The sequence below is a fragment of the Pseudomonas sp. Ag1 genome, from assembly GCF_000278565.1.
GTDB lineage: Bacteria > Pseudomonadota > Gammaproteobacteria > Pseudomonadales > Pseudomonadaceae > Aquipseudomonas.
In genome coordinates this window covers 50,211-72,039 of sequence record NZ_AKVH01000104.1, presented here as the reverse complement: position 1 = coordinate 72,039, position 21,829 = coordinate 50,211, and the positions used below count along the sequence as shown (strand labels likewise).

The 21,829-nt window shown below is 62.6% G+C and carries 19 protein-coding genes; 10 read left to right on the top strand and 9 right to left on the bottom strand.

Annotated elements, in window-relative coordinates:
* Window positions 1-8: 8 nt before the first annotated feature.
* Genes A462_RS11975 through nrdR form a run of 3 tightly spaced genes read right to left on the bottom strand, consistent with a single transcriptional unit; the run spans window position 9 to window position 2,324 of the window.
* Window positions 9-686, bottom strand: coding sequence for a riboflavin synthase (locus tag A462_RS11975; RefSeq protein WP_003209988.1), 678 nt, complete (start codon window positions 684-686; stop codon window positions 9-11).
* Window positions 687-720: 34 nt separating this feature from the next.
* The gene (ribD, locus tag A462_RS11980) at window positions 721-1,857 is read right to left on the bottom strand and encodes a bifunctional diaminohydroxyphosphoribosylaminopyrimidine deaminase/5-amino-6-(5-phosphoribosylamino)uracil reductase RibD (RefSeq protein ID WP_003209989.1); all 1,137 of its coding nucleotides are present in this window, start codon (window positions 1,855-1,857) and stop codon (window positions 721-723) included.
* Window positions 1,854-2,324: a transcriptional regulator NrdR gene (gene nrdR, locus A462_RS11985; protein ID WP_003209990.1), complete on the bottom strand. Its 471-nt coding sequence runs from the start codon at window positions 2,322-2,324 to the stop codon at window positions 1,854-1,856. The genes ribD and nrdR overlap by 4 nt, the downstream gene beginning before the upstream one ends.
* 139 nt (window positions 2,325-2,463) lie before the next feature.
* Here nrdR and A462_RS11990 point away from each other — a divergent pair, with 139 nt between their 5' ends.
* From A462_RS11990 to trxA, 3 genes are all read left to right on the top strand, one after another.
* Entirely contained in the window at window positions 2,464-2,922 is a 459-nt protein-coding gene (locus A462_RS11990; RefSeq protein WP_003209991.1) for a YbaY family lipoprotein, read from the top strand.
* The gene (locus A462_RS11995) at window positions 2,919-3,575 is read left to right on the top strand and encodes a class I SAM-dependent methyltransferase (RefSeq protein ID WP_008436484.1); all 657 of its coding nucleotides are present in this window, start codon (window positions 2,919-2,921) and stop codon (window positions 3,573-3,575) included. Before A462_RS11990 ends, A462_RS11995 begins: the two co-directional genes overlap by 4 nt.
* A 152-nt stretch (window positions 3,576-3,727) precedes the next feature.
* Window positions 3,728-4,600 (top strand): thioredoxin, encoded by an 873-nt coding sequence (trxA, locus tag A462_RS12000; RefSeq protein ID WP_003209995.1) that lies wholly within the window; start codon window positions 3,728-3,730, stop codon window positions 4,598-4,600.
* Window positions 4,601-4,603: 3 nt separating this feature from the next.
* On the opposite strand, the gene A462_RS12005 is transcribed toward trxA, so the two are convergent.
* Window positions 4,604-4,951 (bottom strand): hypothetical protein, encoded by a 348-nt coding sequence (locus A462_RS12005; RefSeq protein WP_008436481.1) that lies wholly within the window; start codon window positions 4,949-4,951, stop codon window positions 4,604-4,606.
* Window positions 4,952-5,086: 135 nt separating this feature from the next.
* On the opposite strand from A462_RS12005, the gene A462_RS12010 reads away from it, so the two are divergent.
* From A462_RS12010 to A462_RS12030, 5 genes are all read left to right on the top strand, one after another.
* Complete coding sequence (locus A462_RS12010) at window positions 5,087-5,698, top strand: DUF2796 domain-containing protein (RefSeq protein WP_003209999.1); 612 nt, start codon at window positions 5,087-5,089, stop codon at window positions 5,696-5,698.
* 148 nt (window positions 5,699-5,846) lie between these two features.
* Window positions 5,847-6,557, top strand: coding sequence for an ABC transporter ATP-binding protein (locus A462_RS12015; RefSeq protein ID WP_008436477.1), 711 nt, complete (start codon window positions 5,847-5,849; stop codon window positions 6,555-6,557).
* 1 nt (window position 6,558) lies between these two features.
* Complete coding sequence (locus A462_RS12020; protein WP_003210004.1) at window positions 6,559-7,824, top strand: ABC transporter permease; 1,266 nt, start codon at window positions 6,559-6,561, stop codon at window positions 7,822-7,824.
* Window positions 7,825-7,835: 11 nt separating this feature from the next.
* Window positions 7,836-8,357 carry a DUF3299 domain-containing protein gene (locus A462_RS12025; protein ID WP_008436468.1) on the top strand — a complete coding sequence of 174 codons (522 nt, stop codon included), beginning with the start codon at window positions 7,836-7,838 and terminating at the stop codon, window positions 8,355-8,357.
* A gap of 96 nt (window positions 8,358-8,453) precedes the next feature.
* A complete protein-coding gene (locus A462_RS12030) occupies window positions 8,454-9,152 on the top strand; it encodes an OmpW/AlkL family protein (protein ID WP_008436467.1) in 699 nt (232 codons plus the stop codon).
* A 98-nt stretch (window positions 9,153-9,250) separates the two neighbouring features.
* Here the strand turns inward: A462_RS12030 and A462_RS12035 are convergent, their stop codons facing one another.
* The 4 genes from A462_RS12035 to A462_RS12050 form a co-directional block, all read right to left on the bottom strand.
* Window positions 9,251-9,613 (bottom strand): response regulator, encoded by a 363-nt coding sequence (locus A462_RS12035; protein WP_008436466.1) that lies wholly within the window; start codon window positions 9,611-9,613, stop codon window positions 9,251-9,253.
* A 6-nt stretch (window positions 9,614-9,619) separates the two neighbouring features.
* Window positions 9,620-11,080: an ATPase domain-containing protein gene (locus tag A462_RS12040; RefSeq protein WP_032899514.1), complete on the bottom strand. Its 1,461-nt coding sequence runs from the start codon at window positions 11,078-11,080 to the stop codon at window positions 9,620-9,622.
* 90 nt (window positions 11,081-11,170) lie between these two features.
* Complete coding sequence (locus tag A462_RS12045) at window positions 11,171-12,295, bottom strand: ATP-binding protein (protein ID WP_008436464.1); 1,125 nt, start codon at window positions 12,293-12,295, stop codon at window positions 11,171-11,173.
* Between the two features lie 243 nt (window positions 12,296-12,538).
* Window positions 12,539-13,429 (bottom strand): sugar nucleotide-binding protein, encoded by an 891-nt coding sequence (locus tag A462_RS12050; RefSeq protein ID WP_008436463.1) that lies wholly within the window; start codon window positions 13,427-13,429, stop codon window positions 12,539-12,541.
* Between the two features lie 405 nt (window positions 13,430-13,834).
* On the opposite strand from A462_RS12050, the gene A462_RS12055 reads away from it, so the two are divergent.
* Complete coding sequence (locus A462_RS12055) at window positions 13,835-18,115, top strand: Lhr family helicase (RefSeq protein WP_008436462.1); 4,281 nt, start codon at window positions 13,835-13,837, stop codon at window positions 18,113-18,115.
* A gap of 131 nt (window positions 18,116-18,246) precedes the next feature.
* Here the strand turns inward: A462_RS12055 and A462_RS12060 are convergent, their stop codons facing one another.
* Window positions 18,247-20,361: a mechanosensitive ion channel family protein gene (locus A462_RS12060; RefSeq protein WP_008436461.1), complete on the bottom strand. Its 2,115-nt coding sequence runs from the start codon at window positions 20,359-20,361 to the stop codon at window positions 18,247-18,249.
* 177 nt (window positions 20,362-20,538) lie between these two features.
* Here A462_RS12060 and A462_RS12065 point away from each other — a divergent pair, with 177 nt between their 5' ends.
* On the top strand, window positions 20,539-21,741 hold the full coding sequence (locus tag A462_RS12065; protein WP_008436460.1) for an MFS transporter: 1,203 nt from the start codon (window positions 20,539-20,541) through the stop codon (window positions 21,739-21,741).
* Window positions 21,742-21,829 lie beyond the last annotated feature (88 nt).

The window sequence follows — 21,829 nt, the reverse complement described above, 5'->3', positions numbered from 1 at the left end:
CCCTTGGGTCAGGATTTAAGGTAGCCGTTAGCGGCTAAAAAACTTTCAGTGATGTTCCCGGCGGGCCCTTGAAGAGAGTCAGACTCTGCGGCCTTATCGCCCAACAACAGGCGCTCCAGGTAACGGGCAAGCAAGTCCACTTCCAGGTTCACCCGGCGACCCGGCTGGTACGACGCCATGATCGTTTCGCTCAGGGTGTGGGGAATGATGGTCAGTTCAAATTCGGCGCCATTCACGGCGTTCACCGTCAGGCTCGTGCCGTCGACGGTGATCGAGCCTTTGTGGGCGATGTACTTGGCCAGCTCTTTCGGTGCGCGAATGCGAAATTCCACGGCACGCGCGTTTTCGCTGCGGGCAACCACTTCGCCGACACCGTCGACGTGGCCGCTGACCAGGTGCCCACCGAGGCGTGTGGTCGGGGTCAGGGCTTTTTCCAGGTTCACCGGGCTGCCGCTCTTGAGGTCGTTCATCGCGGTGCAGTCCAGGGTTTCCCGGCTGACATCGGCGGCAAAGCCGTTGCCAGGCAACTCGATGACGGTCAGGCACACACCGCTGACGGCGATGCTGTCGCCCAGTTTGACGTCGCTCAGGTCGAGCTTGCCGGTTTCAACCAGCAGGCGTACATCGCCGCCTTTTGGGGTCATTGCACGGATGCTGCCGATGGATTCGATAATGCCGGTGAACATGCCGTTCTCCTGAAGACGTGGCGCAGGCCGGGAATTATACGCTCGCTGATGGCAGAGGGATGGCAGTGACTCTCCAGTCATCGCCAACAGCGCGCATTTCAGTGATCTTGAGTTGGGGGGCGTCGGCCAGTTTCTCAAGCGGCCAGTCCAGCAAAGGCCGGGCGGCAGAGCCAAGAAACTTGCCAGCGACGAATATCACGTACTCGTCCACCAGCCCTTGCTGGGCGAAGGCACCCGCCAGGCTTGGGCCGGCTTCCACCAACACTTCGTTGACACCACGGGCCGCCAGGGCCACCAGCGCGGAACGCAGGTCGACCTGGCCGTCGACACCCGGCACCACCAGGCACTCGGGGCCTGTGGGGTACTGGTTGTCCGGCGTCACGCAGGTGATGACCAGCGCGGGGCCAGCCTTGAAGAACGGCGCATTCAGCGGCACCCGCAGGCGGCCGTCGATCAGCACACGCAGCGGCGGACGGGACATCGCCAGGGCGGTGGTTTCTTCATCCAGGCCCAGTTCGGCGGCGCGCACGGTCAGGCGAGCACCATCGGCCAGCACCGTGTCGGCGCCGGTCAGCACCACACTGGCCTGGGCCCGCAGGCGCTGCACAGCGGCACGGGCGGCCGGGCCGGTGATCCATTGGCTTTCGCCGTTCGCCATCGCGGTGCGACCGTCCAGGCTCATGGCCAACTTGACCCGCACAAACGGCAGGCCATGCTCCATGCGCTTGAGAAAGCCCGGGTTAAGCGCCCGCGCTTCGTTTTCCAGCAAGCCGCTGTGGGTCTCGATCCCGGCCTGGGCCAGGCGGCGCATGCCACGCCCGGCGACTTCCGGATTCGGGTCCTGCATCGCTGCCACCACACGGGCCAGGCCGGCATTCACCAAGGCATCGGCGCAGGGCGGTGTGTGCCCGTGGTGGCTGCACGGTTCAAGGGTCACGTAGGCCGTGGCGCCCCGGGCTTTGTCGCCCGCTGCCCGCAGGGCATGGACTTCCGCATGAGGTTCGCCGGTGCGCACGTGCCAGCCTTCGCCGACAACCTGCCCGTCACGCACGATCACGCAGCCAACCCGGGGGTTGGGGTGGGTGGTGTACAGGCCCTTGCGCGCCAGTTCCAGGGCACGGGCCATGTAATGGGCGTCGAGTACCGCTTGTTCTGCCGAAGGTGGGTTCATTCTTTTACCGGCTCACGGGCCAGGCGGTCGATCTCTTCGCGGAACTCGTTGAGGTCCTGGAAGCGTCGATACACCGAGGCGAAACGGATATAGGCGACTTCGTCGAGCTTTTGCAGCTCGCCCATCACCAGTTCTCCAACCACCAGGGATTTGACTTCGCGCTCGCCGGTGGCGCGCAGCTTGTGCTTGATGTGCACCAGCGCCGCTTCCAGCCGCTCGACACTCACCGGGCGTTTTTCCAGGGCGCGCTGCATTCCGGCGCGCAGTTTTTCTTCGTCGAAAGGCTGGCGACTGCCGTCGGTCTTGATCAGACGTGGCAATACCAGTTCGGCGGTTTCGAAGGTGGTGAAACGTTCACCGCAGCCAGAGGCCAGGCATTCACGCCGGCGACGCACCTGTTCGCCCTCGGCGACCAGACGCGAGTCAATGACCTTGGTGTCGTTGGCACCGCAGAAGGGACAGTGCATGGTGGCAGGCAACAAAAAATGGGAGGGCCATGGTAGCGCATCCCTGTGGCAAGACAAGCCATAGCCTTTACGGTATATAGGCTGACTATTATGTTTCATATTTTTTAAGCCACGGATTTTGTCCTTTCTGGAGCCGTACATGCAGTTACGACCACTTGTTTTGCTCACGTTGCTCGGTTTTCTGGTCGCCTGCAGCAGCCATGCCCCAAAACCTGCGGCGCCGGCTCCGGCACCGCAACAAGAGAAAAAACTGCCGGGTGTGGAAGAAGATCTCGGCCCGTTGCCCGCCTACCAGCGTGAAGTCAGCGGCCAATTGAACGGTATACCGGCGGGTGCGGAAGTCGAACTGGCGCTGCTGGTGATCGACGACCGTTCGCGCCCGCAACAACTGCTGGCCAGCAGCGTGCTGATCGGCAACAACAAGCCCCTGGCCTTCCGCCTGCGCTTCAACCCGCAAGCGTTCCCGGCGGGCGGGCGCGTTGAATTGCGTGGTCGCGCCAGCCAGTCCGGCCAGTTGATCCTGCACCTGCCGCCGGTGCGCATCACCCAGGCGATCACCCAGACCACCGGGCCGCTGCAACTCGTTCCCGCACCATGACGCCACCGCTGGGCCTGCAACGCGCACTGAGCGAACTGATCGGCGACGCCCAACTGGTGCCCTGCCCGCTGCCGGGCACCGAGTTGTCGCTGTGGTTACTGGACGCCGACAACATGGACCGCGCCTTCAGCCCCGAAGAAACCCGGCGCATCCTGCATGAGCCGCCGTACTGGAGCTTTTGCTGGGCCAGTGGCCTGGCGCTGGCGCGATACCTGGCGGCCAACCCCGAGTGGGTCGCGGGTAAGCGGGTGCTGGATTTCGGCGCAGGTTCGGGTGTTGCCGGGATTGCCGCGGTAAAGGCCGGAGCGCTGGAAGTGGTGGCGTGCGACCTGGATCCGCTGGCCCTGGCTGCCTGCCGGGCGAATGCCGAACTCAACGGCGTAACACTGGGCTATTCAGAAGACTTCTTCACCGAAGCCGACCGGTTTGACCTGATCCTGGTCGCCGATGTGCTGTACGACCGGGCGAACCTGCCGCTGCTGGATCAATTCCTGACACGCGGCCGCGAAGCGCTGGTCGCCGATTCCCGGGTTCGGGACTTCCAGCACCCGGATTATCAGCGCCTGGGTATCCTCGACGCCCTGACACTGCCCGACCTGGCCGAGCCGTGGGAGTTTCGCAAGGTGAGCCTGTACCATTCGCAGCGCGCTTGAGAGCATCGCGGGCAAGCCCGCTCCCACATTTGAAATGCATTCCCCTGTGGGAGCTGGCTTGCCTGCGATTGCGATCCTGAGACCGCCCCGCTTTCAGCTAACCCCACCAACCCTTATAGTTGCCCCATCCCCTGCTTTCTTCGAGATTCCCCATGAGTGAGCCCACGCCGTACATCTTCGATGCCACCACCGCCACCTTCGATCAGGCGGTGATCCAGAACTCCTTCGAAAAACCCGTGCTGGTGGATTTCTGGGCCGAGTGGTGCGCGCCGTGCAAGGCGTTGATGCCGATGCTCGCGCAGATTGCCGAGAGTTATCAGGGTGAGTTGCTGCTGGCCAAGGTCGATTGCGATGCCGAGCCGGACGTGGTCTCGCGCTTTGGCATTCGCAGCCTGCCGACCGTGGTGCTGTTCAAGGATGGCCAGCCAGTGGATGGGTTTGCCGGTGCGCAGCCTGAATCCGCCGTGCGCGCGATGCTGGAGCCCCATGTGCAGATGCCACCACCGGCGGCTGCCGATCCACTGGAGCAGGCCCAGGCGTTGTTTGCCGAAGGCCGTATCACCGACGCCGAGGCCGTGCTGGTCACCCTGCTTGGCGAAGACAACACCAACGCCGCCGCGCTGATCCTGTACGCACGCTGCCTGGCCGAGCGCGGTGAACTGGGCGAAGCGCAAACCGTGCTCGACGCCGTCAAGAGCGATGATCACAAGGCCGCACTGGCCGGCGCCAAGGCGCAGATCACTTTCCTGCGCCAGGCCGCCGACCTGCCGGACGCCGCAGACCTGAAAGCCCGCCTGGCGCAAAACCCGCAGGATGACGAGGCAGTGTACCAACTGGCCGTGCAACAACTGGCGCGCCAGCAATACGACGCCGCGCTGGATGGCTTGCTCAAGCTGTTCATCCGCAACCGCAGCTACAGCGAAGGCCTGCCCCACAAGACGCTGTTGCAGGTGTTCGAACTGCTCGGCAACGATCATCCGCTGGTCACCGTGTACCGCCGCAAGCTGTTCGCCGCGCTTTACTGATCGTTACTCGATCCAACTGTACAGCGGCGTATCCCCGCCGCTGGCTACCTTGACCTTGGCGCTATGGCGCAGGCGCACCAGCAGGCGCTTGCCCGCCGAGGCGCTGCCGGCCAGGCCTTCCAGCTGATCAAGCAATTCCAGGCCGTTGAGTTGCCCGGCCTTGCGCAGTAAATCCTGGGCGGCCTGCCACAGGCTCTCGTCCAGGTTACCCGCCGCCGGCGTCACTACCGGTTCCACACTCGGGGTTTTGCTGGCCTGCAACTGCGCGCCCAGCCGGGCCCAGTCGCCGTCATCCAGCTCCAGGGTCAAGTCCACCGGCAGGTCACCGACGGTTCCACGAATTCTCAACATCGCACTTACTCCCGCACTTTTCTGACGAGCATGCTCCCACGCGTCTTGCGCTACGCCAAGCAGGCGGTCAAACTCCTCGCAAAATTGTTATAAGATCACATAACAAAACTTTCATCTTTGTCCGGGAGCTCCACCATGCGCCGTTTGCTGCTCGCTTTGCCGTTTGCCCTGTTGCCACTGGCCATCGCCCAGGCTGCCGACGAGCACGACCATGATCACGAGCACGGCAGCCTCGGTGCCCACGAACACGGCGTGGGTCGCCTCAATGCGGTGCTCGACGGCCAGGCTCTGGAGCTGGAACTGGACAGCCCGGCGATGAACCTGGTGGGCTTCGAACATCTCGCTACAACGTCCGCCGACAAAGCCAAGGTCGCCGCCGCCCGTAAGCAACTGGAGCAACCCTTGGTGCTGTTCAGCCTGCCCAAGGCCGCCGGTTGCGTGATCAGCACCCAGGAACTGAACAGCCCGCTGTTCGGCGACAAGCCTGAAGCCGACCACGATGAAGACGATGACGACCACGCCACCGATGGCAAAGGCGCCGCCGCCCACGAACATCACCACGACCACAGCGAAATCCACGCTCACTACCAGTTCACCTGCGCCACGCCGACCGCGCTGAGCAACCTCGACCTGACCCAGGTGTTCAAGACCTTCCCCGCCACCCAGAAAATTCAGGTACAACTCATTGGCCCGAGCGGCCAGCAGGGTGTGGAAGCGACGGCCACAGCAGCCACCCTGAAATTCTGATGTAAACACCACACTGTAGGAGCTGGCTTGCCTGCGATGCAGACGCCGCGGTGCTCCAGAAACACCGCGGTGATGCCATCGCAGGCAAGCCAGCTCCTACAGTTGATCGGTGTCATCATCCAAATCGAGCCAGACCACTGACCTCCCTATGACCCAAGCACTTATCGAACTGTCTGACCTGGGCTTCAATTGGCCCGGTCACCCACAGTTGCTGGACATCCCCACGTTCCGCCTGGAGCCGGGGGAAACCCTGTTCCTCAAGGGCCCCAGCGGCAGTGGCAAGACCACCCTGCTGGGCCTGTTGGGCGGTGTGCAAAAGCCCAGCCGGGGCAGCATTCGCCTGCTGGGCCAGGAGCTGACCGAACTCTCGGCCGGCGCCCGCGACCGTTTCCGGGTCGACCACACCGGCTACATCTTCCAGCAGTTCAACCTGTTGCCGTTTCTCTCGGTGCGCGAGAACGTCGAGTTGCCCTGCCACTTTTCAACGTTACGGGCGCAGCGGGCAATCCAGCGTCACGGCAGCGTCGACCAGGCTGCCGCGACCTTGCTCGCCCACCTGGGCCTGAAGGACAAGAGCCTGCTGGAGCGCCGCGCCGACTCCCTGTCCATCGGCCAACAACAACGGGTGGCCGCTGCCCGTGCGCTGATCGGCCAGCCGGAGCTGGTGATCGCCGACGAGCCGACCTCGGCCCTGGACTACGACGCCCGGGAAGCCTTCATTCAGTTGCTGTTCGCCGAATGCCGCGAAGCAGGCGCCAGCCTGTTGTTCGTCAGCCATGACCAGAGCCTGGCGCCGCTGTTCGACCGCAACCTGTCGCTGGCCGAACTCAATCGCGCCGCCACGCCCGCAGAGGTTTGAGATGTATTTGTTTCGACTAGCCATGGCCAGCCTGGCTAACCGCCGCTTTACCGCGATCCTCACCGCCTTCGCCATCGCCCTGTCGGTGTGCCTGTTGCTGGCGGTGGAACGGGTACGCACCGAAGCCCGCGCCAGCTTCGCCAGCACCATCAGCGGCACCGACCTGATCGTCGGCGCGCGTTCCGGCTCGGTGAATTTGCTGCTGTATTCAGTGTTCCGCATCGGCAACGCCACCAACAACATTCGCTGGGACAGCTACGAGCACTTCGCGGCCAACCCGCAGGTAAAATGGGCGATCCCGATTTCCCTCGGCGACTCCCACCGTGGCTACCGCGTGATGGGCACCAACGAATCCTATTTCGAACACTACCAATACGGCCGCCGGCAGAACCTGGAACTGGCCAGCGGCCGCGCCTTCGCCACCGATCCATTCGAAGTGGTGCTCGGCGCCGAAGTGGCCGACGCGCTGCATTACAAGCTCGGCGACAAGCTGGTGCTGGCCCACGGCGTGGCGGTGGTCAGCCTGGTCAAGCACGATGACAAGCCCTTCACCGTGGTCGGCATTCTCAAGCGCACCGGCACTCCGGTGGACCGCACACTGCATATCAGCCTCGGCGGCATGGAAGCGATTCACATCGACTGGCACAACGGCGTACCGGCCCAGGGCAAAGGCCGGATCAGCGCCGATCAGGCCCGCAACATGGACCTGACGCCACAAGCCATCACCGCGTTCATGCTCGGTTTGAACAACAAGATTTCCACCTTCGCCCTGCAACGGGAGATCAACGAGTTCCGTGGCGAGCCGATGCTGGCGATCCTGCCGGGCGTGGCGCTGCAAGAGCTGTGGAGCATGATGGGCACGGCTGAAAAAGCGCTGTTCGTGATCTCGCTGTTCGTGGTGCTGACCGGCTTGATCGGCATGCTCACCGCGATCCTCACCAGCCTCAACGAGCGCCGCCGGGAAATGGCAATCCTGCGTTCAGTGGGCGCGCGGCCCTGGCATATTGCGACCTTGCTGATCTTCGAAGCCTTCGCCCTGGCGTTGTCGGGCGTGATCGCCGGCGTCGGGCTGCTGTATGTGTGCATCGCCGCGTCGCGCGGGTATTTGCAGGCCAACTACGGCCTGGACCTGCCGCTGTCGTTGCCGAGCGAATATGAATGGACTTTGTTGGGCGGTATTCTCGTCGCAGCCCTGCTGATGGGCAGCGTGCCGGCCTGGCGCGCCTACCGGCAATCGTTGGCCGACGGCCTGTCGATACGTTTATGAGGAAGCTGTTGATGCGTCGCGTCGTGCTCGCACTGTTACTGCTGGTGGCCCTGCCCGTGTGGGCTGAAGACCAGCCCAAGGACCTGTCGTGGCAGGAGATGATCCCGCCGGACGCGCCGCCGGAAATCCCCAACATGAAACCGCTGCACGACTTGTCGGGCATGGCCGATGCGTTGTCGGTGGAGTCAGCGCCGGCCGCCAAGCAGGACCTGCCCAACGCGCCGGTCGTACAAAGCCTGGACGGCAAGCACATCCGCCTGCCGGGTTATATCGTGCCGCTGGAAGTCAGCGAGGAAGGCCGCACCACGGAGTTCCTGCTGGTGCCGTATTTCGGCGCCTGCATTCACGTGCCGCCACCGCCGTCGAACCAGATCGTGCATGTCAAAAGCGAAGTCGGCGTGAAGCTCGACGAGTTGTATCAGCCGTACTGGATCGAAGGCCAGATGCAGGTCAAACCGTCCAGCAGTGAACTGGCCGATGCCGGCTACCAGATGGATGCCGACAAGATCTATGTGTACGAGTTGCAGGAATAACCCGTGATTGCGCTTTCATTGAGCTGAGTCAAAAGCTCGAACGTTACGATCTTTACCATTGGACACAAGCAATTAATAACGTCCTTTGGAGCTCCCATGAACAAGTCCCTGCTCGGCGCGTCGCTTGTCGCGCTCGCCCTCGTCGCCCCTGTTGCCCACGCTCACGAAGCGGGTGACATCCTGATTCGCGCCGGTGCCATCACCGTCAACCCGAAAGCGGACAGCAGCAGTGTCAAGGTTGACCAGGGCCCGCTGGCCGGGACCAACCTGGGCGGCAAGGCGACCATGAGCAGCGACACTCAACTGGGTTTGAACTTCGCCTACATGTTCACCAGCCACTGGGGTATCGAACTGCTGGCGGCCACGCCGTTCGAGCACGATGTGAAGATCAAGAACACCGCCCTGGCCCCGGCCAACGGCAAGCTCGGCTCGCTGAAACACCTGCCGCCGACCCTGAGCGTCGTGTACTACCCGCTGGACAGCAAGTCGGTATTCCAACCGTACATCGGCGCCGGTATCAACTACACCTGGATCTACGACGAGCACGTTGGCGGTCGCGCCCAGGAGGCCGGCTTCAGCAACTTCAAGGCGGAAAACTCCTGGGGTTGGGCCGCGCAGATCGGTGCGGACTACATGATCAACGACAAGTGGATGATCAACGCCCAGGCGCGCTACATCGACATCAGCACCAAGGCCACCGTGGACAACAACGCGCTGGGCCAGGGCACTCGGGCCAAGGTCAATGTGGATGTTGATCCGATGGTGTACATGGTCGGTATTGGCTACAAGTTCTAGGTTCTACCCAAGGCCCTGTTGTACAGGGCCTTTTTTGTGAGGCTTCCCATGGAGGCAAGCGCCAATCAGAAGCCAGGCACACGCCCGTGTGCTGCGATTCAGGCTTCAGCCAGGAGTTGGCGAACTTCAGCGATGACCAAGTCAATGTTGAACGGCTTTTTCAACACTGCATTGAACAAGTCCGACCGCTCCATACCAATATGAGCCTGGGCTCCGCTGATCAGGATGATGGGCAAGTGATTGACTGCCGGCAGAGCGCGAACCGCTTCGGCAAACTCCTGGCCATCCATGACCGGCATCATGAAGTCGGTGATGATCAACGCTGGCCGCTCGCGCTCCAGGACCTCGAGTGCTTTCTGGCCATTGCTCGCTTTTACGACCATGTACCCCTCATCCTCCAGCGCATAGCCGAGAATGTCAGCGATCAAATACTCGTCGTCGACGACCAGGATGGTGGTCATGTCAATTCAACCCGAATCAGAGACTTTGGACGTTGAGCCCGGCCGCCAGGAATCATCAGCGACAGCCAATGCATTTCTTGATGCCTTCTTCAAGTCAACGCCGTGTTCATGGATTACCACTTCAAGAAGCGAAGGATCGTAGAAGCTGTCTCGTACCTTAAGAATCGAAAGCATTCTTCTTAGTTCAGATTGAATCTCGAAGAAACGCATCAGCAGCAGGTTATCGACAATACTGGAGAGGTCCGGGGTTGGAGAGCTGACCTCCGAACCAAAAACGTCACGCATCTCCCATGAGGCAAACACCGTTACGCCACGGGCACGAAGCTCGCTCATCAGGGCGCTGTAGAAATCAGTGATACGTGCCGGGTTTGTCGACACTCGGGTCATGCCGCTCAAGCTGTCGATGAACAGGCGCTTGATGCCCTTTTCCTCAACTATTTTCAGCAGACGTGCGCCGAGACCGTCGAGCAGGCCTTCTGTCGTGGGTTGCCAGGCAAGACTCAGCGCACCACTTTCTTCCATACCCTTGATATCAATACCCAGCGATTGGCCTTTGAGGCGTAACCGCTGCGGGCTTTCATAAAAACCGAAATGCAGGCCCGGCGCTTCCACTGTCGACTCAGCGAGGAACCGGAGCCCCAATGTGGTTTTCCCGACGCCGGAAGGCCCCATGACGAGGGTAACGGAGGAACTGTGCAGGCCACCGCCGATGATGGCGTCCAGCGAACCGATGCCGCTGGTGATACGCGTCAGATCAGCACTGTCAGGTAAAGACGGATGGCTGTAGAGGCTTTCCAGACGCGGATAAACCACCAGGCCATCGTCGGTGATTTCACACTCGTGCAATCCGGTCAGTGCACCACTGCCCCGAGTCTTGCGCAATTGAATACGGCGCACTGAACGGCTGCCGTGAAGCTCTTCACCCATCTCGATCACACCATCAACCATGGTGTGCTCAGGACTGCCGTCGTCCAACCGGGAACTGGTGAGAAACAGCACCGTACAACCGGCGAACGCAGCGTGCCCTTGCAGCTCGGAAATGAATTTCTTGGTGTCGATGGGCGAGTCAGCCTTGGAGCGTGCATTGAGCAAGCCGTCGACCACTAACACGGTGGCCTTCTGGCGACTGATCTCACGCCGAAGCAGCTTGACCACTTCATCGAGACCGTCGTTCTCAAGGGTGTCAAATGCACTGACGAACTGAATTTCGGCCCCCACCCGGGAAACATCAAAGAAGTTCAGGGTCGAGAGGAACTGAAATAAACGGTCGTGGGACTCGGCCAGCAACGTGGCCACCAGTACTCGGCCCCCGTTGCGCGCATGATTGAATCCCAGTTGATTGGCGAGGATGGTTTTACCCGATCCTGGGCGCCCCTGGATAATGTAGGAGGCACCTGCGACTAGCCCGCCCTTGAGCAGAGCATCCAGCCCTTCTATTCCGCTTTGAAGGCGATTTAGCTTTTCCACAATGCAACCCTGATGTGAACAACAGGCTCTTGAGCCGAAGGTTTACGATGCTAACTCCATTTGTGCAATCGGGCTATCCACTCATCCCGTTCAAGCGCGGGGCAAATAAAGCGTGAACGTACTTCCCTGCCCCAGACGACTCTCGACCCTGACCTCTCCCCCCGACTGTTTGGCAAAACCCAATACCTGACTGAGCCCCAGCCCACTTCTCTGGCCTTTGCCTTGGGTAGAGAAAAACGGTTCAAAGATTCTATCGAGGCTGAACGGAGCGATACCCGAGCCATTGTCTGTGATGGACACGGCAACAAAACGCCCCTTGATAAGGGGATAGCCATCGGACGCAGGGATAAGGTCCATCGACTCAACACGGATGACCAGCGCCCCCTTATCCATCATGGCGTCGCGGGCGTTCATGACCATATTGAGAATGGCCGCTTCAAACTGTCCTGGGTCGACGTGAACAACGCAGGGTAATTCTGCGGACTCGATGCGTACGTGGATGCCTGTGCCAACCCGCACAGCAATCGTATCGGCCATGGCCAACGTGCTTGAATTGACGTCCAGCGGTGCGGGATGCAGGGCTTGCCTGCCAGCGAAGGACAGCAATTGACTGGTGAAATGAGAACCACGCTCCACCGCCTCGGAAATGGCTTCCACCAGGCGCAGCCGCCGCTCTTCCGATACGGAAGGACGCTTCAAAAGATCCGCTGAAGAACGTATCACCGTCAGCAGATTATTAAAGTCATGAGCCACTCGGCCTGTTACCCGCCCCAGCGCGTCCATCTTCTGCGACTGAAGTGACTGCTCTTGGCTCACATCCTGAACGGTTCCCGTCATCGTGACGGGTAGACCATCATCGGCATAACGGGGTCTTGCGCACACGTGCAGCCAGCGAGTTTCACCGATTGGCGTGATGACGCGGTAGCGAACGTCGTAGTCGCCACGTTGAGCGATTGAGCGATCCCACGCTTCGGCCACTCGACGCTTGTCTTCGGCGTGCACCAAGCGCTGCATGTGTTCATAGCTGAACGGTACGTGAGGTTCGAGTCCGAAGTTGAGGCGGCAAGTGGCCGAGGTCTTCAGCTCGCCCGTCGTCAAATCCAGGCGCCATATACCAAGCCCGGCGGCACTCAAAGCGAACTGCAGGTCGTGCGCTTCCTCATACACATCATCGTGAGGCGGCGGCGAACCATTCACCGGAGAATGTGTTGCCATGATGGGTGGGGCTCCTCTTTTAGGCTGCCCATGGCTGGATGGGCGAAGTCTTCTTCTGAATGCAGACTTTTGCTTTTGCTGAACGAGCCGTAAGCACAATCAATCCCTATTGGCATGGATGACCGGGCGCACCAAAGGTTTCAAATTTTTCGTATCCCGTGGCGCATCCGACTTGCCAACACATATCACTTTTAACCGTCCGCGCACCGCCACAAAAAAAGGCGCCTGTTTCAGGCGCCTTTTTTATGTTTGACCGTGTCGATAGAACCGGTCGAGCAACGCCGGCAGCCCGGCCCGCCATGCCCGTGGCTTGATGCCGAAGGTGTGGAGGATTTTCTTGCAGGCCAGCACCGCGTGTTGCGGCTCGTCGGCTGCATCCGGACGGGCGGCGTGGGCCTGGGCGGTCGGAGCTTCCACCGCCAGCGGGTGGAAGTTGCGCGCTTCGGTCAGGATCGCCTGCCCCAGCGCCAGCGGGGTAGTCGCTTCGTGGCCGGCATAGTGATAAGTGCCCCACAACGGCGCGGCGCAATCGAGTTGCTTGAGCACCGAAATGATCACCCGCGCGGCATCGTCCACCGGCGTCGGGTTGCCCCGGCGGTCGTCGGCCATCAGCAGTTCGTCAGGTTTTTCGGCACGGGCCAGGAAGCGCCCGAGGGTGCCATCGACGCTGTCATCCAGCAGCCAGCCGAAACGCAACAGCACGTGCTGCGGGCAGGTGGCGCGTACGCTCTGCTCGATGCGCCACAACGCCTGGCCTCGCAGGCCCAAGGGCACGGGTTCGTCTTTTTCGCTGTAGGCGGTGGCGCGGGAGCCGTCGAACACCCGGTAGCTGGACGGTTGCAGCAGGGTGATGCTGTGGTGCTGGCACAGTTCAGCCAGGCGCTCGATCGCATATTCCTGGGCGGCCAGGCGTGTCTCGCTGACCGTCTCCGCCTGAAACCAGTCGAAGTAATAGGCGAGATTGATCAAGGCATCGGGACGGGTGTCGTCGAGCAGTTGCGTGAGGCTCGCGGCATCCCAGCCGTCTTGGGGCGGGCGCGGGGCGAGGAAACCGATGTCTTCCTCCGCACCGAGGCGAATCAGCGCCTGCCCGAGGGCATTCCCGCCGCCCAGTAACATAAGGCGCATTCGCATAGATTGAGCAGGCCCGGTCTGTTTGGAACGATGGTTATTATCGACAGGCTTGTGAGCCATGCCGTTGGCATTTGCCAGAATCGTTGCATTTTGCGGGTTTGTAGCGCAACCGTCACTTATAAAGTGCGCCGCCGATTGCGGCCGGGGGGTTTAGGTAGAGAGAGCCTTTTTATGGCCAGGGAGCATGCAGTGGCCAGGGGCCTTGCAGTGGTCAGCGAGCTTGCTGTGGCCAGGGAGCTTCTTGTGGCGAGGGAGCTTGCTCCCGCTGGAGTGCACAGCGCTCCCGCTTTTTTGGGGCCGCTACGCAGCCAGCGGGAGCAAGCTCCCTCGCCACAGCAAGATCCCTCACCACAGGGAATGCATCCCGGGGTTGCAAGTTGCCGGGGCCGGCCGCATAAATTGGGGATGAACCTTCCTGAATCAACGGACACGGTCTTGAACGGTTTCCACCCCGCCGTCAGCACCTGGTTCCGCAGCACGTTCCCGTCGGTGACCGCCGCCCAGGCCCAGGCGTGGCCGCTGATCCGCCAGCGCCGCTCCACACTGATCGCCGCACCCACCGGCTCCGGCAAGACCCTGACTGCCTTTCTCGCGGTGCTGGACGATCTCGTGCACCAAGGCCTGGCCAATGGCGGCCAACTGCCAGACCAAACGCTGGTGGTCTACGTCTCGCCCCTGAAGGCTCTTTCCAACGACATCCAGATCAACCTGCAAACCCCGCTGGCCGGCATCACCGAGCACTTGCAGCGCCTCGGCCTGCCACCGCTGGCGATCCGCACCGCCGTGCGTACCGGCGACACTCCACAGAAAGACCGCGCCCTGATGCGCAAGCACCCGCCGCACATCCTGGTCACCACCCCGGAATCGCTCTACGTGCTGCTCGGCTCGGATTCCGGCCGGCAGATGCTTGCCAGCACCCGCACGGTGATCGTCGATGAGATCCACGCCATCGCCGCCAGCAAGCGCGGCAGCCACATGGCCCTGACACTGGAGCGCCTGCAGGGTTTGTGCAGCGAACCGCTGACCCGCATCGGCCTGTCCGCCACGCAAAAGCCCATCGAGGCGGTGTCGCGCTTTCTGGTGGGCACCGGCCGGCCTTGCGAGATCGTCGATATCGGCCACGCACGCCCACGGGACCTGGATATCGAAGTGCCGCCGGTGCCGCTGTCGGCCGTCATGGCCAACGACGTGTGGGAGCTGGTCTACGACCGCCTCGCCGAACTGGCCAGGCAACACCGCACCACGCTGATTTTCGTCAACACCCGGCGCCTGGCCGAACGCCTGGCCCGGCACTTGAGCGAGCGCCTGGGCAAAAACGCCGTCGCCGCCCACCACGGCAGCCTCGCGAAGGAAATGCGCCTGGACGCCGAACAACGGCTCAAGGCCGGTGAGCTGCAGGTGTTGATCGCCACTGCGTCGCTGGAACTGGGGATTGATATCGGCGATGTCGACCTGGTGTGCCAGATCGGCTCGCCCGGCTCGATCAACGGTTTTCTGCAACGGGTCGGACGCTCCGGGCATCAGGTCGGCGGCACGCCCAAGGGCCGGTTGTTCGCCACCACCCGCGACGACCTGATCGAATGCGCCGCCCTGCTCGACTGCGTGCGCCGGGGCGAGCTGGACACCTTGCTGATCCCGGTTGCGCCGCTGGATGTGCTGGCCCAGCAGATCATCGCCGAAGTCAGCTGCCAGGAATGGCAGGAACAGGCCCTGCTCACGCTGATCCGCCGCGCCGCGCCCTACGCCGAGCTGGATGAGCGTCACTATCAGGCACTACTGCAAATGCTCGCCGAAGGCTACAACGGGCGCCAGGGCCTGCGCAGCGCCTACCTGCACCGCGACGCCATCACCCGCACCCTGCGTGGTCGGCGGGGCGCCAAGCTCACCGCCGTGACCAGCGGCGGCACCATCCCCGACAACGCCGACTACAGCGTGCTGCTTGAGCCGCAAAGCCTGAACATCGGCAGCGTCAACGAAGACTTCGCGGTGGAAAGCATCGCCGGGGATATCTTCCAGCTGGGCAACACCTCCTACCGCATCCTGCGAGTGGAGCCCGGCAAGGTGCGGGTCGAGGATGCCCACGGCCAGCCGCCGACCATTCCGTTCTGGCTCGGCGAAGCACCGGGGCGCAGTGCCGAGTTGTCGTTTGCCGTGGCGCGTTTTCAGGGGCAACTGGACGCGCTGCTGGGCGCCACGCCGGGTAACCTGCAACCGGCGCTCGATTGGCTCACCGGCACCCTCGGCCTGAACCTGGCCAGCGCCGAACAACTGCTGGATTACCTGGCGCGGGCGCGGCTGGCGCTGAGCGCGCTGCCGTCCCAGGACACGTTGATCATGGAACGGTTTTTCGACGAGTCCGGCGGCACCCAATTGATCATCCACACGCCGTTCGGCAGTCGCATCAACCGCGCCTGGGGCCTGGCGCTGCGCAAGCGGTTTTGCCGCACCTTCAACTTCGAACTGCAAGCCGCCGCCAGCGAGGATGCGATCGTGTTGTCGCTGTCCACCAGTCACAGCTTTGAGCTGGATGAGGTGTGGCGCTACCTGAACAGCAACACGGCCGAGCACATCCTGATCCAGGCGGTACTGGATGCACCGCTGTTCGGCGTGCGCTGGCGCTGGAATGCCGGGGTGGCCCTGGCGTTGCCGCGCTACACCGGTGGGCGCAAGGTGGCGCCGCAGATCCAGCGCATGAAGAGTGAAGACCTGATCGCCAGTGTGTTCCCCGACCAGATCGCCTGCCTGGAAAACCTCGCCGGCGAGCGCGAAGTGCCCGAGCATCCGCTGGTGGAGCAAACCCTCGACGACTGCCTGCACGAGGCCATGGACAGCGAAGGCTGGCTGGCCCTGTTGCGGCGCATGGAGCGCGGCGAAATCCGCCTGATCAGCCGTGATCTGCCGGCGCCGTCGCCACTGGCAGCAGAGATTCTCAGCGCCCGCCCCTACACCTTTCTCGACGACGCTCCGCTGGAGGAGCGCCGCACCCAGGCCGTGCTCAACCGGCGCTGGAGCGATCCGCAAAGCACCGATGACCTTGGTGCGCTGGATACCGAAGCGATTGCCGGTGTGTGCGAGGAAGCCTGGCCGGCGCCCAATGGCCTGGACGAGATGCATGAAGCGCTGATGAGTTTGGCGTGCATTGCCGAATCGGAGGTCACGGCGCAGTGGGCAGAATGGCTGCAAGCCCTGGCCGACGGTGGGCGCGCCAGCCGATTGCAGATCGGTACCGGCCAGGCCGTTTGGGTCGCCCTGGAGCGCTTGAGCTGTTTGACGGCGATCTACCCGAATGACCTGCCGCTGTTGCCAGGTTTCGATGAGCCCTGGACCTTCGATGAAGCCTTGGTGGAAGTGCTGCGGGCGCGCCTGAGCGGTTATGGCCCATTGACGCTGATCGAGATCGCCGCGCCCCTGGCCTTGCCGATGGCCGACGTATCACAGGCACTCGCGCGGCTGGAGAGCGAAGGCTACGTGCTGCGCGGCCGTTTCAGCCCCGGCGCCAGCGCCGAACAATGGTGCGAACGCCACCTGCTGGCGCGCATTCACCGCTACACGGTCAAGCGCCTGCGCCGGGAAATCGAGCCGGTGGCGTTGCAGGATTTCATGCGTTTTCTGTTCGACTGGCAGCACCTGTCGAACGGTACCCGCGGCCAGGGCAGCGCGGTGTTACCGCAGATCGTCGCGCAGTTGGAAGGGTACGCCGCAGCCACTTCGGCCTGGGACAGCGATTTGCTCAGCGCACGAATCAAGGATTACGCGCCCCACTGGCTGGACGATTTGTGCCGCAACGGCAAAGTGGTGTGGACACGCCTGAGCAACAAGGCCGGCGCGACGGCCCTGCGCAGCACGCCAGTGGTGCTGTTGCCCCGCAGCCAGGTGCCATTGTGGAGTGGACTGACCGAAGCGCCGGACAGTACCGAGCTGTCGCCCAAGGCACAGAAAGTCCATCAGGCGCTGCGGGAAAACGGCGCGCTGTTTTTCGATGAATTGATCCACGAAGCCCATCTGCTGCGCAGCGAACTGGAAACCGCGTTGCAGGAACTGGTGGGCGCGGGGCTGGCGAACGCCGACAGTTTTGCCGGCCTGCGCGCCCTGACCACGCCGGCGAGCAAACGTCAGGCCCGCAGCAGTCGGCGCGGGCGTGGCGCGTTTGTCGGCGGGATGGACGATGCCGGGCGTTGGGCCCTGGTACGGCGGACGCCGGTGGCGGATGGCACACGTCCGGGGGCTCACTCGGCCGAGACGCTGGAGCATGTCGCGATGACCTTGCTGCGCCGCTACGGGGTGGTGTTCTGGCGCCTGCTGGAGCGCGAGGCGGACTGGCTGCCCAGTTGGCGCGAATTGCTGCGTACGTTCCACCGGCTGGAGGCCCGGGGCGAGATTCGTGGCGGGCGGTTTGTGAGTGGTTTGGCGGGGGAACAGTTTGCGTTGCCGGAAGCGATTCCGCTGCTGCGGGAAGTTCGGCGGCGGCCTCACGATGGAAGCTTGATTGCCGTGTGTGGGGCGGATCCGCTGAACCTGGTCGGTACGCTGCTGCCGGGTAGCAAGGTGCCGGCGTTGAGCGGTAATCGGCTGGTGTACCGGGATGGTTTGCCGGCGGCGGTGGAGATTGCCGGCAAGCAGCAGGTGTTGCTGGAGTTGGATCAGCAGGAGGCCGGGTTGGTGCGGGAAAAACTGATCAGACACTGACTTGTGCAGCGCCCGTAATGACGCCTTCGCGAGCAAGCCCGCTCCCACATTTGACCGCATTCCAAGGGTGGAACCGTATCGAATGTGGGAGCGGGCTTGCTCGCGAAGAGGCCGGCGGCCTCAACACAAAACTATTGGGTTCTTGGCTGCTCGGTAAGCACCACCGACGAAGGCACTTCTTCCTCCGGCTCATCCACCTGCTGCCCGACCCGCTGCGGCAGCATCACCTGCTGTGGATAAGTTTGCGCGAAGTGAACAAAGGCACAGTTATCCACAAGCTTTTTCAAGCGCTGGTTAAACGCGCGGCTCACCGCATATTGCCCGCCCGACACCGTGCGGAACTGCGCCGTCAGCACCACGCCGTTGAGGTCCATCTTGTCGACGCCAAATACCTCCAGCGGCCCTTGCAGGTTGTACTTGAGGAACACGTCGTCGCGGATCGACTGCCCCGCCTCGCGAATCAGTTCCACGGCCTTGTCGACATCGGTGTCGTAGGTGAACTGCACCGAGAAGAACGCATAGGCGAATTGCCGCGACTGGTTGGTGACGGCCTTGATCTGCCCGAACGGCACCGAATGCACAAACCCCTTGCCGTCCCGCAGGCGCAGGGTGCGGATGGTCAGCCCCTCGACGGTACCGGCGTGGCCGGAGTCGAGCACCACCCAATCGCCAATCGACAGGGTGTCTTCGATGATGATGAACAGCCCGGTGATTACATCCTGCACCAGTTGCTGGGAGCCAAAACCAATGGCCAGGCCCACCACCCCGGCGCCCGCCAGCAGCGGTGCGACGTTGATCCCCAGGTTGGCCATGGTGGTGATCGCGCAGATCACCACCAGGACGATTTTCACCGCGTTGCGCAGCAGCGGCAGGATGGTTTTCACCCGCGTGCTGGGCTGGCGGCTGGAGCGTTTGTTGACCGGGGGTTTCAATGCTTCCTGAATCGCCGTGTCGAGCACCACCCAGAACAGCCAGGTCACCAGCAGGATCAAACCGATGCTGCTCAGGGAATCACTGATGGCCCGGCCCACGGAGTTGCGCTGGGCAAACTCAAACAGCGAAACGCCCCAGATACGCCCGAGGATTTCGATAAAGGCGATGGCCATCACGATGCGCAACAGCGCGTGCAGCAGGCTGAGGAAACGCTCTTTGTAGGCGCTGCTGCGCTGCACCGCCACCGTGCTGCGGGACTGGAACAGGTGCTGCAACACCGTGCTGAGGAACACCGTGCCGATCAGCAGGATCGTGGTGAACAGCGCACAGCGCAGGGCTTTCTGGCTGTCGTCGCCGGCGCCGATCAGGTTGATCGCCGACACCAGCACCATCAGCAGGATCGGCCAATACCACAGGCCGGAAAACACCCGCAGGGATTGCTGCACCGCCGGGTGTTTCAGGCGCTGGGCCAGGGGCCGGTTGCGGATCAAATGCGCCACCGGACGGCGCAGGCGAATCACCAGCATGCCGAAGATCACCGAGGCAAACAGCCCGGTGAAGATCGCGACACTGGCGGTGATATTACCCCCCAGTTGGCGGGCGATCTGTGGGCTGGTCAGCGCATCGCTGAGGGCGGCAAGAAAGCCGATCAGGAACAGCGGCTTGGGGCAGTAGTCCCGAATAATCTTCACCGCAGGGCGCTTGTGGCCGACGTTGAACATGACGATCACGCACAACAGGATCGAGGTGGAGAAAATGCCGCTGCTGGTGGCGTAGGCAAAACACAGCGCCAGCGCACGGCCCACCGAGGTGGGCAGGAAGTGGCTGACGTAGAGCGTCAATGGCAGGCAGATAAGCGCTGGTATCGTGTAGGGAATCAGGTAACCCAGCAACGCCTGGAGGCGCTGGCGAGGTGCGATATGCCGTTGCAGGCTCAGGCGCTTGACGATAAAGCGCCCCAGCAGGGTCAGCGCGGCGAACGCGCCGATCCACACCCCGGACAACAACAGGAAATCCCCGGCTACGCTCCACGAGGAACGTTCGGACGGCTGGTTGACCAGCTTGTCCACCTCATCCGCCGCCCGGTCGGCCCGCAGCCGCCAGGCGTCGACCAGGTTCTGGTTGAGGTCGAGTTTGTCCTGCACATCATCGATGCTGGAGCTGATGGCGCCGAGCAGGCCGCCTTCTACCAACAGTTCCGGCTGGGCCGGGGCGGCAGGCGCTGGAGCCGCAGGGGCGGTGGCCGCTTGCAGCGCGCCGCTGCCGCAGAACAGCAGCGTGCCGAGCAGTAGCACAGTCTTTAAATTCAACAAAACACCGGGCTCCTTCAGAAGGGTCTGTAAGGAACTGACGGGTTTGACGCCTGATCGTTCCCCGCAGACTTCGATCCGTGCGCCCCAGGCAAATATCAAATGCCAATACCTGGCTTTTTCCGCACAAGCCGAGCCCCGAGACTGCGCTCCTGATTGAAACCCACCGGAGTTGCAGCCATGCCCATTGCCTTGCTCGCGCTGACCCTCAGCGCTTTTGCCATCGGGACGACCGAGTTCGTCATCGTTGGCCTGTTACCCACCATCGGCGCCGACCTTGGCGTCAGCCTGCCGTCCGCCGGCCTGCTGGTCAGCCTCTACGCCCTGGGCGTGGCCATCGGCGCGCCGGTACTCACCGCCCTCACCGGCAAAGTGCCACGCAAACTGCTGCTGTTGTCGCTGATGGTGCTGTTCACCCTCGGCAACCTGCTGGCCTGGCAAGCGCCGAGTTATGAGTCCCTGGTACTGGCACGGATCGTCACCGGCCTGGCCCACGGGGTGTTCTTCTCGATTGGCTCCACGATCGCCACAAGCCTGGTGCCCAAGGAAAAAGCCGCCAGCGCGATTGCCATCATGTTTACCGGCCTGACCGTGGCGTTGGTGACCGGTGTGCCACTGGGGACGTTTATCGGCCAGCACTTCGGCTGGCGCGAAACCTTCCTCGCCGTCTCGGCCCTGGGCTTGATCGCGTTTATCGGCAGCCTGCTCTACGTACCGAAAAACATCGCCCACAGCAAACCCGCGTCACTGTTGCAACAACTGCAAGTATTAAAACAACCACGGCTGCTGCTGGTGTACGCCATGACGGCGGTGGGTTACGGCGGCTCGTTCATCGCGTTCACCTACCTGGCGCCAATCCTTCAGGACATCTCCGGCTTCAGCGCCGGCACCGTCAGCCTGGTGTTGCTGGTGTATGGCATCTCGGTGGCCATCGGTAATATCTGGGGCGGCAAGCTGGCCGACAAACGCGGCCCGATCAGCGCCCTGAAAATCATCTTTGCCCTGCTCGCTGCCGTGTTGTTTGTACTGACCTTTACCGCAGGCAACCCATGGCTGGCCCTGGCCACTGTGCTGGTGTGGGGCGCGGTCGCTTTCGGCAACGTGCCGGGCTTGCAGGTGTATGTGGTGCGCCAGGCGGAACATCACACGCCGAATGCGGTGGACGTGGCCTCGGGCCTGAACATCGCGGCGTTCAACTTGGGGATTGCCGGTGGCGCGTGGGCCGGCGGCCTGATCGTCGCCCACATGGGCTTGATCCACACGGCGTGGATTGGCGGCTCGGTGGTGTTGGTGGCCTTGGCGCTGACGGCCTGGAGCGGGCGCCTTGACCGGCTGGGGCCGGTGTATGCCGAGAGCTCGACCCGGGTGGTTGGCGGGCACTGATCCCGCAGCGACAAAGAACCCAATGTGGGAGCGGGCTTGCTCGCGAAAGCGGTGTGTCAGTCAACAGAGATATCGACTGACCCACCGC

Bases quoted from the DNA above. Each gene is read 5' to 3' on its own strand.
- A462_RS11975 (WP_003209988.1), bottom strand. From the start codon at position 686: ATGTTCACCGGCATTATCGAATCCATCGGCAGCATCCGTGCAATGACC.
- ribD (WP_003209989.1), bottom strand. From the start codon at position 1,857: ATGAACCCACCTTCGGCAGAACAAGCGGTACTCGACGCCCATTACATG.
- nrdR (WP_003209990.1), bottom strand. From the start codon at position 2,324: ATGCACTGTCCCTTCTGCGGTGCCAACGACACCAAGGTCATTGACTCG.
- A462_RS11990 (WP_003209991.1), top strand. From the start codon at position 2,464: ATGCAGTTACGACCACTTGTTTTGCTCACGTTGCTCGGTTTTCTGGTC.
- A462_RS11995 (WP_008436484.1), top strand. From the start codon at position 2,919: ATGACGCCACCGCTGGGCCTGCAACGCGCACTGAGCGAACTGATCGGC.
- trxA (WP_003209995.1), top strand. From the start codon at position 3,728: ATGAGTGAGCCCACGCCGTACATCTTCGATGCCACCACCGCCACCTTC.
- A462_RS12005 (WP_008436481.1), bottom strand. From the start codon at position 4,951: ATGTTGAGAATTCGTGGAACCGTCGGTGACCTGCCGGTGGACTTGACC.
- A462_RS12010 (WP_003209999.1), top strand. From the start codon at position 5,087: ATGCGCCGTTTGCTGCTCGCTTTGCCGTTTGCCCTGTTGCCACTGGCC.
- A462_RS12015 (WP_008436477.1), top strand. From the start codon at position 5,847: ATGACCCAAGCACTTATCGAACTGTCTGACCTGGGCTTCAATTGGCCC.
- A462_RS12020 (WP_003210004.1), top strand. From the start codon at position 6,559: ATGTATTTGTTTCGACTAGCCATGGCCAGCCTGGCTAACCGCCGCTTT.
- A462_RS12025 (WP_008436468.1), top strand. From the start codon at position 7,836: ATGCGTCGCGTCGTGCTCGCACTGTTACTGCTGGTGGCCCTGCCCGTG.
- A462_RS12030 (WP_008436467.1), top strand. From the start codon at position 8,454: ATGAACAAGTCCCTGCTCGGCGCGTCGCTTGTCGCGCTCGCCCTCGTC.
- A462_RS12035 (WP_008436466.1), bottom strand. From the start codon at position 9,613: ATGACCACCATCCTGGTCGTCGACGACGAGTATTTGATCGCTGACATT.
- A462_RS12045 (WP_008436464.1), bottom strand. From the start codon at position 12,295: ATGGCAACACATTCTCCGGTGAATGGTTCGCCGCCGCCTCACGATGAT.
- A462_RS12050 (WP_008436463.1), bottom strand. From the start codon at position 13,429: ATGCGAATGCGCCTTATGTTACTGGGCGGCGGGAATGCCCTCGGGCAG.
- A462_RS12055 (WP_008436462.1), top strand. From the start codon at position 13,835: ATGAACCTTCCTGAATCAACGGACACGGTCTTGAACGGTTTCCACCCC.
- A462_RS12065 (WP_008436460.1), top strand. From the start codon at position 20,539: ATGCCCATTGCCTTGCTCGCGCTGACCCTCAGCGCTTTTGCCATCGGG.